We start from the raw sequence: 12,536 nt of genomic DNA on the forward strand, positions 1-12,536 counted from the left end.
ATTACCCACTTTGGGTAACGGCTTTCCCTTTTACCCAAGAGGGAAATAATCACCTATCCGGGTAACCGGTGGAAATACAACCGGTTGCAGTTTTGGCACGCCATTTGCCTTACTATAGGCAGGTAAAACAATAAATAATGACAATTGGGTAACCTGTTACCCGAAAGAACTTAATTCGATATAGTATGAAAAGAAATTTACTGGTATCACTGTTGATGGGATTCGCTTTGGCAGGGCATGCGGAGACGGAGAATCTCCGGCAGATCACCTATGATGAAGCGATTCACATTGCTTTGGGGGAAAGCTATACGGTGAAATATTACAAGGAAGATATGGATGCAACCCGTTACTCTTACCTTTACACAAAAGCACAATTCAAGCCGTTGCTGAACTTTGACTTCTTTACTCCTTCATGGACGGAAAGCCTGACGGAGATTTCGCAGGCCGACGGTCTGCCGGTCTACAACTCTACCGGTTCGTTACAGGTGGGCGGCAACCTGAACTTTACGTATGTCTTGCCTACCGGCGGTAATTTCGCCCTGAGCTCCAAGATGTACTGGGAGAATTACCGGACTACACTTTCGCAGCGGGATTATGAAGAACTGGAACGCGACCAGGTGTACAGCCGTTTTGCCCTCTCTTTCAACCAACCCATCTTTACCGCCAATAAACTGAAGGAAAACATGAAAGTAGCCGAGCTCGATTATAAGAAGAGTACCTGCTATTTCACCCGTATCCAGATGGATATCGTCTATAATGTAACGGAGAGTTTCTATACTGTATATAAACTGGCCTACGAACATAAAATCAATCAGGACCGCCTTGTCAACTCCCGCGAAGCATACCGTATCACCAAGTTGAAACAGGAGACGGGCAACCTTCCCGAAGGTGAAATGCTGATCGCCGAGATTACCGTCGCACAAGACGAAGCCCGTGTGATGGAAAGCGAAGGCAAGCTCGCCGCCGCCAAAGACCAGTTCAAGCTACTTATCGGCCTTGACCTCAAAGAAGAGATCGACCTGAAAGCGGATATGGAGTTCGAAGCCTTCATCGTCGACATGCAACTGGCCATCGACGAAGCTTTGCGTAACCGCATGGAAATAAAGGAAGACAACCTCGATATCGAACTTCAGGCCATCGAAGTGAAGCGTGCCAAACGGGAACGGGAATTTAAAGGAAACATTTCCGCCTATTATGATTTCACCGGATTGAGTACACGCGGAGATGGAACAGTCGGTCAACTGGTCGGTTCATCCTTTGATAACATGCGCGACCGTCCGGCTAACCGGGGTATCGCCCTGACCGTCTCTTATCCGCTTCTGGACTGGGGACGTGCCAAAAACCAGGTACGCCGCGAGCAAGTCCGCCTGAAACAGCGCGAATTGAATCTCGACAATACCAAGCGGACTATCGAACAGGAGATTCGCGAGATTGTCCGTAGTGTGTATGAAGCGGAGAAGCGTTACCGCATCAATCGCCGGAACCAGGAAGTGGCGATACAGAGTTACCGTATCAGCCAGATGCGTTTTGAGAACGGCGATATGACGAGCCAGGAACTTTCTATCGAACAGGAGCGCCTTTCGCAGGTGCAGCTTGCCTATATCGACAGTTATATCACCTATCGTCTCTCGGTGGCCGACCTGAACCGGAAGACCATGTATGACTTCGAACATAACCGCAGTTTTCTGCCGGAAAAGGGATAAATGTAAAAATGTTTAGTATGATGATATGCAATCGATTACAGTTTCCTCGTAGTTTCGTATTTAGGAAACGCCAGTTCCCTGCCTGGGAAACTCCAGTTTCTTCCTAAGGAAACGCAAGTTTCCTGCTGAGGAAACCGGAAAGCATTCGGGAGCAAATTAGAATGATAACATAATAAATAAGAACAGATGAACAAACACATGAAAAGTTTTATTGCGGTATTGCTGGCCATCCTTCTGATGCCCTTTACCGTCCGGGCACAGGAAGACAGCGAGGCAGCCTTGTTGCTCGACCTGAAAAAGACCCGTGCCGATTACGAAGTGGCCAAACAGAAGTATGAGAACGACACGAAGCTGTATAATGAAAAAGCCATCTCAGCCAACGATTTCAACCGTTCGAAGAATGAGTTGCTGAGTAAGGAAGTCGATTATCAGAAACTGATCCTGAAGCTGATCTCCCAGCAGAGTTACATAACGGTGGAACGTGCGGTGAAATATCAGGACCAGCGGGGCGAACGCAAGGTGAAGATCACCCTGAAAAGTGCCCTCGAAGGGAACGAAGAGTATCTGAGCCAGTTCAAGGAACACTTCGATGTGTTCACGCCTGAGATGCGTTCCGGTAAGATATATAATATATATGTATCTTTGGTGGATAATGAGTCGAAAACGATCATCGGTTCGCCGTATGAGTATCGTGTCCCTTCCATCGAGTTGGGGAAGGTGGCGACGGCCGATTTCGAATTGCTGAAAGATGCGGAGAACCTGACCGTCTCGCTGAACTACAACAACCGGAAGGATGAAAAGAATATCTATCTGAAAAAAGATGCCAGTGTGAACGTGATCGACATATCCTCCATGCAGTTCAGCCAGGAAGCCGACCTGAGCAGCAAAGCAACTTACGATCTGACACTTGAGCGCTTCTCCACTTCGGATGATGTCTACCGCCTGGAAGTGCTCGACCTGCCGCGCCAGATCAGTTACGACTTTACCGACGGAGAAAGTAAGGTGACGCAGATCAAATTTGCGCAGGGTGTAAACATAAAGAAGTTATCTTTGCAGGTCTATTTGCCGGATCGCGACGACCAGCAGGTAGTGATCGATAAGCCGATAAAGTTCCAGGTGCAGACCGTAACGGCGTCGAACGGCGAGAAGGCCGGAAGTGAGAACCTGGAGATTATCCCTCGCGGAAAAGGAAAGATCGAAGTGCGTGCAAACAACCTCTACCACGAAACGACCGTCGGCAAAGAAGTGGTTATGGACGTAACAGTCCGTAACGGTGGAACCCGCCGCCTGGATAACATCAAGCTGACAACAGAGAAGCCTCTCGGATGGGATACCCGTATCGAACCGGATGTAATCAGCAGTCTTGAACCGGAAAAGGAATTGACGGTAAAAGTAACCATCATCCCGCCGTCGGACGGTGGAGTAGGTGCCCAGGAAGTGAAGATCAAAACGGAAGCAATGGCCGACAACCGCAAGGTAGATACGGAAGACAAGACAGTCCGCATCCAGGTAAATGCTTCGACTTCTGTCTTCGGCACCATCTTCCTGATCCTGTTGCTGGTCGGCTTTATCGGAGGAATCGTTTGGTTCGGAATGAAGCTTAGCAAAAGATAGTTACTTTTCCCTTGATGGAAAAGTAACCAAAAGATCAAGGCTGCACCGGCTTCACTGCTACGGAAGAAGACTACGCTGTCGCATCTGAACTCGCTTCGCTCAAACAGCAGATGCTCCTGACGCTTCGTCTTCTTCCTTCGCGGACGTTCATCCGCTGATGCCTTTCATAGAACGCGTTGCGTTCTTTGGGGATTGCCGACACCGGCACCTATATAACAGGCAGTGTCGGCCATCCCCGGAGGAAGTGAAACTTCCTAAAAAGGCATCAGCTGGCGAGCGTAAAGCGCAGCAGCCGGAGTGAGCGTCCGGAGCATCCGCTGTTTGAGCGAAGCGAGTTCGGAGGCGACAGCGAACGCAGGATGCGGAGTAGCGAGGCAGATGTAGCCTTGAACTTTTGATTACTTTTCTTTCAAGAGAAAAGTAATAACGAAAATAAGAATAATAACAATTGAAATTAAAACATAAACACCATGTTACAAGCAATCGATTTGACAAAGAGATACGAAGATGGCAATCTGGCCCTTGATGCCTTGAACCTAGAGATCAAGCCGGGCGAAATATTTTTCCTGCTGGGAGCAAACGGGGCAGGGAAGACCACTTCTATCAATATCTTCCTCAACTTCATCGAACCCACTTCGGGCCATGCCCTGATCGACGGTATCGACGTTATGGAAAAACCGTTGGAAACCAAAAAGCATGTTGCTTTCGTTTCCGAGAATGTTATGCTCTACGGCAACTTCACCGCCCGTCAGAACCTCGACTTCTTTGCCCGCCTGGGCGGTAAGACGAACCTGACGAAAGACGATTACTACAACGTCATGCGCCGTGTCGGCCTACAGGAAGAAGCCTTCGAACGCAAGCTGAAAACCTTTTCCAAAGGTATGCGCCAGAAGGTCGGACTGGCCATCGCCATCATCAAAGATGCCGACAACATCGTCATGGACGAGCCGACCACCGGACTCGACCCCAAGAGCGCAGCCGAACTGATGCAGATACTGATTAACCTCCGTAACGCCGGGAAGAGTATCCTGATGTGTACCCACGACCTGTTCCGTGCCAAGGCAGTGGCCGACCGTGTCGGTATCATGAAAGAAGGCCGCCTGGTGATGCTCCGTAGCCGTGAAGAGTTCCTCCAGGACGACCTCGAGCGTATCTATCTGGATTATATGCAGGAAGCTATTTTGGAATAAGAGTATAAACCATTAATAATAAGTAATATGATTTGGTTAATAGCAAAGAAAGATTTCCTGCTGAACTTGTTGTCGGTCAGGTTTATTATAGGGTTTGTACTGTGCCTGCTGGTGATACCGTTTACAGTAATCGTCAGTGTGGAGAATTATCAGAACCAGGTGCGTGTCTTTAAGATCGAACAGGCAAAGGCGGATAAGGAAATGAAAGAGAGCCGCGTATGGTCACATGTTCGTCCTACTGTTATACAGGTGCCGGAGCCGCTGAGTATCTTTAGTACGGGTATTATCGGTGATGTCGGCAATAAGGTGAAGGTTTCTTTCTGGGAATATCCGCTGTTTCCCGAAGGGCATACTCTTACCCGCGACAATCCGTCGCTGAATGCCTTCTTCTCGATAGACTTTTCGAAAGTGGTCGCTATTCTTATTTCGTTGCTGGCACTCGTCTTTTCGTATGATGCCATTACCCGTGAACGGGAAGACGGGACGATGAAACTGACCTTTACCGGACAGGTGAGCCGTATCTCCTTCCTGATGGGTAAGTTATTGGGATTGTTGCTGACGTTACTGCCTATTTTGCTGTTCTGTTATCTGCTGGCCTGCCTGATCATTGTGGTTAATCCGGCGATTTCCCTTTCAGTATCCGACTGGGGCGGCTTGTCGCTGCTTTTCCTGACTTCCGTCATTTATATGATGGTATTCCTTTTGTTGGGAATGTTTATTTCCAGCCGGGTGACGCATTCGTCTTCGTCCATTATTATCAGCCTGCTGTGCTGGATATGGTTTCTTTTCCTGATGCCTAATATTGCGACTTATCTGGCACAAAGTATTTCGAAAGCGCCTTTATATGATAATGTACAGGCAACCATGAGAAATTATGACGAGGCTTTTCATAAAGAATATATGGAGGAATGGCCGCGTGCGTCCCAAAGGGTCAATATGAAATATTTGAGTTATAATAATTGTACCGGTGACGGACCTGAATATCTGGAATTGGCCGGAGGCCCGAAAGAGACACCTTTGTTCCATCAGCAGATGCAGATTTGGGCAACTCCTGTCATGCTGAATAATGCGGATAAGAAATGGGCCTTGCAGCGGAACTATCTGGATGGACTGGTGCGTCAGCAACGGTTGCAACAAGCCATCGCCTGGTTGTCGCCCTCCGAATTGTTCGATCAGACGACGGATGCTTTATGCCGTACCGATGCGGGCAGCTTCCTTAAATATATGGAAAGTTTGCGTAAATACCGGGAGAACGTCATTACCTATTTCAAGGATCATAAGCTGTTTGAGTCTACTGCTTACTTTACTGCCCAATCTTTGGATGAATTCCCTACACAGGCAGAAATAGACTTGGGAGGAGAAGAGGTGTGGAAGAAATATGACAGAAGTAATTCTGAATTTCCGTATCTGGATACCAGCGGTGTTCCCCGCTATGTTCCTCAACCGATCACACTTTCGGCTACGTTGGGTGCTGCACTGGGACGTTTATGTGCCCTGCTGGGATTGGTGATCGTATTGTTGGTCGGGACAATCGTGTCGTTTATGAAATATGATGTCAGATAATAAATAATTACAGTTATGTTTACAACTTTATATATACGTGAATTGCAGAACTATTTGTATAGCCTGCGCTTTCAGGTTTCTTTTGTAATTGTTGTGCTGGTGTTTACGTTGGGTAGTGTTTCATTTGCTTCTTCTTTTAAGGATATGCATGATAACTATACCAAATATAGCGTAGCACAGCAGGAAGCAATAGGCAAACAAGCCGAAAATATCTCAAAAGTAGCGACAGCAAGGAACAGCTTTATCATCTCTCCGCGTGAAAACAGCGTGATTGCGGATTGCAAGGAAAGCTATTTGCCTAACCGTATTACCTACAGTGCTTATAATGTGTTTGATTATTCGGTACGTCATGATAGCAATAATCCTCTTCTGATCCGTACGGATAGTTTGAGTTGGTCGTTTATCGTTTCCATGTTCCTGAGTTTTATTACGTTGCTTTTTGCTTTTGATGCCATTTCAGGGGAAAAAGAGGAGAGGACGCTGGCTTTGGTCTTTTCAAATGCCGTACCCCGGCGCACCTTCTTGTGCAGTAAACTTTTGAGTATTATAACAGTGATAGGAGTCATGGAGTTGGTCGGTATCATAATCAGTCTGATTATCCTGGCTGTTTCCGGTCAGGTGCAGTTGAACAGTAGCTTTCTGATAGAGACTGCCGGGTTTATACTGATCAGCCTTTTGTTTATCACTACGTTTGCCGTATTCGGTTTGCTGTCGTCGGTGGTGACGCGCTACTCCAATATCAGTTTGCTTATCTCGCTTTGTTTCTGGTTGTTTGCTGCGGTAGTCATTCCTAATACGTCTGTATTCTGGGCAAAGACGCTGTTCAGCATACCGACATCGGACGAAGTGGCTCAGAAGCGTCAGGAGGCATCCAATGATATTAACCGGAATGCACCGGAAGGAAGTTGGTCGTCCAATGGTATGGATGCGTTTTATCCCCGGCATGAGTTGCGTGCACGAAACCAGAGCAATTTGATGAATAGCGATAAGAAGTATAATGATGCCTATTACCTGCAACAGTTCCGTCAGTTTGAGCAAACCCGGAATTTCACGCTGTTGTCACCGATCGCGCAGTTCGATTATATGAATGAAGCGTTTCTGGGAGGTGGTTACCTGCGTTTCCAGAAGAACTGGAATGACCTGCATGCTTTCCAGGAACAGTTCTTACAGTGGTTCAAAGATGTCGATGCCAAGGATGACGGCAGCCCTCACTGGTATAATCCTTATGAAGATTATTCCACCAGCAAGAAACCTGTAGCCGTCGATCAGATTCCTCAATATCAGGAACAGATCGCCTCTTTCGGGCAACGCATCGAATTCATCGGCGGTTATATGATTGCTATGATAGTTATGATTGCTGTTTTGTTTATGGCTTGCTTTTATTTCTTTACAAGATACGATGTACGGTAATAATTGTCTAAATTTTGTACATCACTGTCTAATTATTGGACAGAATGGGAATTTAGTGGTGAATATATATGTTTGATAAATAGATGTTTGTGTGTTTTGGCACGCTGTTTGCACTATAAACGGCGTTGCCGGACATACTGTAAAGTAAAACCGGACAACTGTCCGTTATTGGACAGGTTTATTATTTATAAAACTGGTAGTTATCAGATAGATACACTTATGGCATGCTATTTGCCATGAATTAGGTAAAAAGATAAACAATACTAATAAGATGTGTGTTTTCAACATGAAGGGAGCAACTCTGGCGAACTGCTCCCTTTTATAACCTAAAAAGGTTAACATAATTGATGAGGTTCTCTTTGGCGAGAGAACAAGCTCTTCCTTGTGCGTGAGCATAGGGAAGAGATTTTTTTTATGCTTTAGCTCCTTTCATGGATAACTTTTCAAGGAAATATACGATAGCGAAGCCGAATATCATTAATCCTACGGCTTCCCACAACAACTGGTCCGGCAAAATATTTGCTTCAACCAACGGCTTGATCACTCCGTGGCTGTCGGTATATGTCTCGATTGTTTCTTTCCAGGGCCATACTTTGTTGAGTGAACCCAGCATAAAACCGGCCAATACTGCGATTGTCGTATCATGGAACCGGCGCAGGGCATAAGAGAGTACTCGTGAAAACGAAGTGATACCCAGTACCGCGCCACAGATAAATACAAGCATGACCGGGATATTGAGTGTCTTTACCGCTTCCATGATATAGAAATATTTTCCGAGCAATACCAGAATGAAACTACCCGAAATACCCGGCAAGATCATCGCGCAGATCGCAATGGCTCCGCAAAGGAAGATAAAGAACAGGTTTGTCGGTGTCTCCGCCGGTGTGGCAACGGTAATGTAATAAGCAATGATAGCCCCGATGATAAAACTCAGTATCGATTTCCAGTTCCATTGCTTGATATCTTTCGATACGAACCAGGTGGAAGCCAGTACCAACCCGAAAAAGAAGGCCCACACCAGGATCGGATGGGTAACCAACAGCCAGGTAATGAGCTTTGCCAGCGAGAAAATGCTGATCCCGATGCCGGCAACGATAGCCAGCAGGAAGTTGGCATTTATCGCTTTCCAGAAAGCGGCGATCTTACCGGTGAAGAGTAGCTTCAGGCTTGCTCCGTTAATACTCTTGATCGAATCGATCAGTTCTTCATAAATACCAACAATAAAGGCAATTGTGCCGCCCGATACGCCGGGAACAACATCGGCTGCGCCCATACCCATGCCTTTCAAAAGTAGGAGACCGTAGTCTTTTAGATTTCTGTCCATTGTGAATAATTTGTCAATGTGCTAATGTGCCAATATGCCAATGCTGATGTCAACTGATTGTATTTGAATTGGCACATTTTTAGTTATTATTGTCCTTATTATTGAGGAATTCCTTTGTCAGATCTTCCGGCGGGATATGTTTGCCCAGCAACTGCTGCTCCACATCGCTGAAGTCGATACCTGAGTTTTCCAGGTACTCGATCAGTTCTTTCGGGGTAGTCTTGCTGAAGTGTTCGCCGAAATGCTTCATATCTCCTTTAGCCAGATAAGCCATAGCCATATGGAGATGGATAAAAGGCAGATCCGGATTAACGGCATATACCTTATTATAATATTTGATCGCCTTGTCGATATCGCCTTTCATGTAGAGATATTGTCCGGCATGGAAAAGGCTTTCAAAATCCTCCGGTTGATAGTATTCTCCTTTATCCAATACTTCGAACAGACGTTCGGTGGTCTCGACTGCCTGCTTGTCTTCTCCGTTTTCCACGTAAGTCAAGGCCAGCAGAGAGAGTATCCTGACATTGTTGGGGAATAGTTCGATCGCCTTTGTCAACGTCTTGGAAGCCTCCCGATGACGTTCCGTTTCCGCACAGCAACGGATGAAGTTGATGTATGCTGCCGGTTCGTTGTCAGTCACCTTTTTGCCGATAATATCTTTCAGCAGATTATAGGCACCTTCAAAATTTTCAAGTTTGATATAGCACTCAGCCATGAGCGGTTTGATGCGCTCCGCCATCTCAAAGTCGCCATTGATGTCCTGATATACTTCCAGTGCCTTTTCATAATTTTCGTTCATGTAGAGGCAGTAGGCTTTCAGTATCTTCAACTCCGGGTCCGAATCATCGCAGGTCAGTGCAAAGTCGAATGCTTCGATTGCCTTTTCGAACTCCAGTTTGATCGAATATAACCGTCCGAGTGTGAACCAGTATTCGTGAGAGTAAGGGTTTTTGTCGATCAGTTCGTTGCAGATGCTGATCGCCCCGTCGATGTCTCCTTCTATTTCCCGGTTGTAGCATAACTCATCTTTCAATACCAGATTCTGAGGGAATAAATCAATGCCGCGGTTTATGAAATCGCGTGCTTCATTGTTCATTTCCATATCACTTAAAAGGGGAGCGGTATATTCGAACACGGTTTCCAGATAATCGCAATCCTCTTCGATCAATTTTTCTGTGTACTCGATCAGTTTATCATACCGGTCGAGCATGCAATAGCATTCTAACCGTAATAAGTCGAGGTCCTGGTTGTCTGTTTCAGCGATTGAATCGATCAGAGCCAGTGCACTGTTATAATCTTCATTATAAACGAAGAGTTTGCATTGTCTGATCTGTAAGTCTGTATTACCCGGATGAAGTTTTAGTCCTAAGGCTAAAACTTCATCAAAGTAGTCATAATTATCCGATTCTTCAAAGCTGCCCAACAATTCATCTACTTCATCCGCATCGAAATAGGGCTCTTTTCCCATTTCGCGGGCAGACAGATAACGTTGTAGCAGACGTGAAATATCATCTTTTTTCATAGGGAATAATTTAATTGGCACATTGTTAAGCCTTGTCCTTCACCTTGCTCCACGTATCTTTCAGGGATACGGTACGGTTGAAGACGAGCTTTTCGGGCGTAGAGTCTTTGTCTACGTTGAAATAACCGATACGCTGGAATTGTAAATAATCTAACGGCTTGGCGTTCGCCAGATATTTCTCAACGTAACAGTTCGTCAATATTTTCAGAGAATCCGGATTGATGATCTCTTTCATTGCATCCAGCACGGAGCAATTCTTGGCTTCGCGGATAGCGGCCAGTTCATCACGTGGATTTTCTACTTTCCAGAGGCGGTCGTACAAGCGGACTTCTGCCGGCAGACTATGCGCACAACTCAGCCAATGTAGCGTTCCTTTTACTTTGCGGTTGCTGTCCGGCATACCGCTCTTGGTATTCGGATCGTACTCGCAATATACTTCCACCACTTCGCCTGCATCGTTTTTCTTGCAACCGGTACATTTCACGATGTAAGCATTCTTCAGACGTACTTCCTGTCCGGGAGTCATACGGAAGAACTTCTTCGGTGCGTCTTCCATAAAATCGTCTCTTTCCATCCACAGTTCGCGGCTGAATTCGATCAGGTGGCTGCCTGCTTCCGGGTCTTCCGGGTTGTTGATAGCTTCCATCTCTTCCACCTGTCCTTCCGGATAATTGGTGATGATCAGTTTGACCGGATCGAGAACGGCCGATACACGGGTAGCACGGGCATTCAGGTCTTCACGAACGGCACTTTCCAACAATGCGAATTCGTTCAGGGCATCGTAAGTGGTATATCCGATCTTATCGACGAACTTGCGGATAGACTCGGGAGAATAACCACGGCGGCGGAATGCACAGATAGTCGGCATACGGGGATCGTCCCAACCGTCGACCAGCTTTTCTTTTACCAGTGTAAGCAGGTTACGTTTGCTCATCAGTGTATAACTCAGGTTCAGTTTGTTGAACTCAGTCTGGCGCGGACGGTTGTCGTCGAGGTCTTTACCCTCTTTCAGCCAGTCGATGAACAGGTCGTATAACGGACGGTGTACCACAAACTCGAGTGTACAAAGCGAGTGTGTAACGCCTTCAAAGAAGTCGCTCTGGCCGTGGGCAAAGTCGTACATCGGATACACTTTCCAGGTGTTGCCGGTGCGGTGATGGTGTGCCGATGTCACTACGCGGTAGATGATCGGGTCGCGGAAGTGCATGTTCGAGTTTGCCATATCTATTTTGGCACGCAATACCATAGCACCTTCTTCCACTTCGCCGTCGCTCATCTTTTGGAACAACGCCAGGTTTTCTTCGATGGGACGGTCGCGATAGGGACTATTGATACCCGGTTGGGTAGGGGTTCCTTTCTGCTGGGCGATAACTTCCGAACTTTGTTCGTCGATATAGGCTTTTCCTTCTTTGATCAGACGGATGGCAAAATCCCACAATTGCTGGAAATAGTCGGATGCGTAATAGATGTTACCCCAATGGAATCCGAGCCATTCTATATCTTCCTTGATTGCATCGACATACTCTACATCTTCTTTTACAGGGTTCGTGTCGTCGAAACGAAGGTTACAAACTCCGTTGTAACGTTCTGCAATACCGAAATCCAGACAGATTGCTTTGGCATGTCCTATATGCAGATAGCCGTTTGGTTCGGGTGGGAAACGGGTTTGTATACGTCCGCCATTTTTACCTTCTGCCAGGTCTTTTTCAACATTTGCTTCAATAAAATTCAGGCTTTTTTTGCCTTCTTCTTCGTTCGTTCTGATATCGCTCATATCTGTTATAAATATGTTATTTCTTTATTAACGGAGCAAAGGTAGCGATTTCTTTATTTGCTGCATAGCAATACAAGTTTTTTCCTGTATTTGTGGCTTAATTTTATCGAACAGAATCTAATAAATCTGTGTTGTCTGAGTAGTATGGGAAGGTTAAAAGGATTAGATTTGAATATAGAAAAAATTGAGTTATCCGCTAATTATAGGATGAACCAATTAGTGACGGTGCCTTCAGGCTGTAGGCCTGTAACAAACTAGCCCAGGGTTCTAACCCTGGGTTCCCTTGAATCATTTTCTTTTTGAGGCACCCTGTAGGGTAGGGTGTTCAGTAAAGTGTTCTCATTTTAGCATACTTTTTTTAGTGTTTGATTCCGCATGGAGACTAGGTTTGGCGATAGTTTTTTTGATGCCCATTCATTGATATCCTTGAGTCGAA

Annotated in this window: 8 protein-coding genes; 5 read left to right on the forward strand and 3 right to left on the reverse strand. The window is 46.1% G+C overall.

Features of this window, described 5'->3' with window-relative positions; genetic code table 11:
- Positions 1-185: 185 nt before the first annotated feature.
- The 5 genes from NBH14_RS24915 (at position 186) to NBH14_RS24935 (ending at position 7,480) form a co-directional block, all read left to right on the forward strand.
- The gene (locus NBH14_RS24915; RefSeq protein WP_007653296.1) at positions 186-1,703 is read left to right on the forward strand and encodes a TolC family protein; all 1,518 of its coding nucleotides are present in this window, start codon (positions 186-188) and stop codon (positions 1,701-1,703) included.
- Between the two features lie 198 nt (positions 1,704-1,901).
- Positions 1,902-3,317, forward strand: coding sequence for an NEW3 domain-containing protein (locus NBH14_RS24920; RefSeq protein WP_250817829.1), 1,416 nt, complete (start codon positions 1,902-1,904; stop codon positions 3,315-3,317).
- 470 nt (positions 3,318-3,787) lie between these two features.
- Positions 3,788-4,507 carry an ABC transporter ATP-binding protein gene (locus tag NBH14_RS24925; protein WP_007653298.1) on the forward strand — a complete coding sequence of 240 codons (720 nt, stop codon included), beginning with the start codon at positions 3,788-3,790 and terminating at the stop codon, positions 4,505-4,507.
- 27 nt (positions 4,508-4,534) lie between these two features.
- A complete protein-coding gene (locus NBH14_RS24930) occupies positions 4,535-6,070 on the forward strand; it encodes a DUF2705 family protein (protein ID WP_186961522.1) in 1,536 nt (511 codons plus the stop codon).
- Between the two features lie 15 nt (positions 6,071-6,085).
- Entirely contained in the window at positions 6,086-7,480 is a 1,395-nt protein-coding gene (locus NBH14_RS24935) for an ABC transporter permease (RefSeq protein WP_122327940.1), read from the forward strand.
- Between the two features lie 412 nt (positions 7,481-7,892).
- Here the strand turns inward: NBH14_RS24935 and NBH14_RS24940 are convergent, their stop codons facing one another.
- The 3 genes from NBH14_RS24940 to NBH14_RS24950 all read right to left on the reverse strand — a co-directional run bounded on the left by NBH14_RS24940 (position 7,893) and on the right by NBH14_RS24950 (position 12,100).
- Entirely contained in the window at positions 7,893-8,804 is a 912-nt protein-coding gene (locus NBH14_RS24940) for a DUF368 domain-containing protein (protein WP_186961523.1), read from the reverse strand.
- Between the two features lie 79 nt (positions 8,805-8,883).
- Positions 8,884-10,326: a tetratricopeptide repeat protein gene (locus NBH14_RS24945; RefSeq protein WP_186961524.1), complete on the reverse strand. Its 1,443-nt coding sequence runs from the start codon at positions 10,324-10,326 to the stop codon at positions 8,884-8,886.
- A 25-nt stretch (positions 10,327-10,351) separates the two neighbouring features.
- The gene (locus tag NBH14_RS24950) at positions 10,352-12,100 is read right to left on the reverse strand and encodes a glutamine--tRNA ligase/YqeY domain fusion protein (protein ID WP_186961525.1); all 1,749 of its coding nucleotides are present in this window, start codon (positions 12,098-12,100) and stop codon (positions 10,352-10,354) included.
- Between the last annotated feature and the right edge of the window lie 436 nt (positions 12,101-12,536).

The organism is Parabacteroides caecihominis, assembly GCF_023656785.1.
GTDB classification, from domain to species: Bacteria; Bacteroidota; Bacteroidia; order Bacteroidales; family Tannerellaceae; genus Parabacteroides; species Parabacteroides segnis.

Bases quoted from the DNA above. Each gene is read 5' to 3' on its own strand.
- NBH14_RS24920 (WP_250817829.1), top strand. From the start codon at position 1,902: ATGAAAAGTTTTATTGCGGTATTGCTGGCCATCCTTCTGATGCCCTTT.
- NBH14_RS24930 (WP_186961522.1), top strand. From the start codon at position 4,535: ATGATTTGGTTAATAGCAAAGAAAGATTTCCTGCTGAACTTGTTGTCG.
- NBH14_RS24915 (WP_007653296.1), top strand. From the start codon at position 186: ATGAAAAGAAATTTACTGGTATCACTGTTGATGGGATTCGCTTTGGCA.
- NBH14_RS24950 (WP_186961525.1), bottom strand. From the start codon at position 12,100: ATGAGCGATATCAGAACGAACGAAGAAGAAGGCAAAAAAAGCCTGAAT.
- NBH14_RS24940 (WP_186961523.1), bottom strand. From the start codon at position 8,804: ATGGACAGAAATCTAAAAGACTACGGTCTCCTACTTTTGAAAGGCATG.
- NBH14_RS24925 (WP_007653298.1), top strand. From the start codon at position 3,788: ATGTTACAAGCAATCGATTTGACAAAGAGATACGAAGATGGCAATCTG.
- NBH14_RS24935 (WP_122327940.1), top strand. From the start codon at position 6,086: ATGTTTACAACTTTATATATACGTGAATTGCAGAACTATTTGTATAGC.
- NBH14_RS24945 (WP_186961524.1), bottom strand. From the start codon at position 10,326: ATGAAAAAAGATGATATTTCACGTCTGCTACAACGTTATCTGTCTGCC.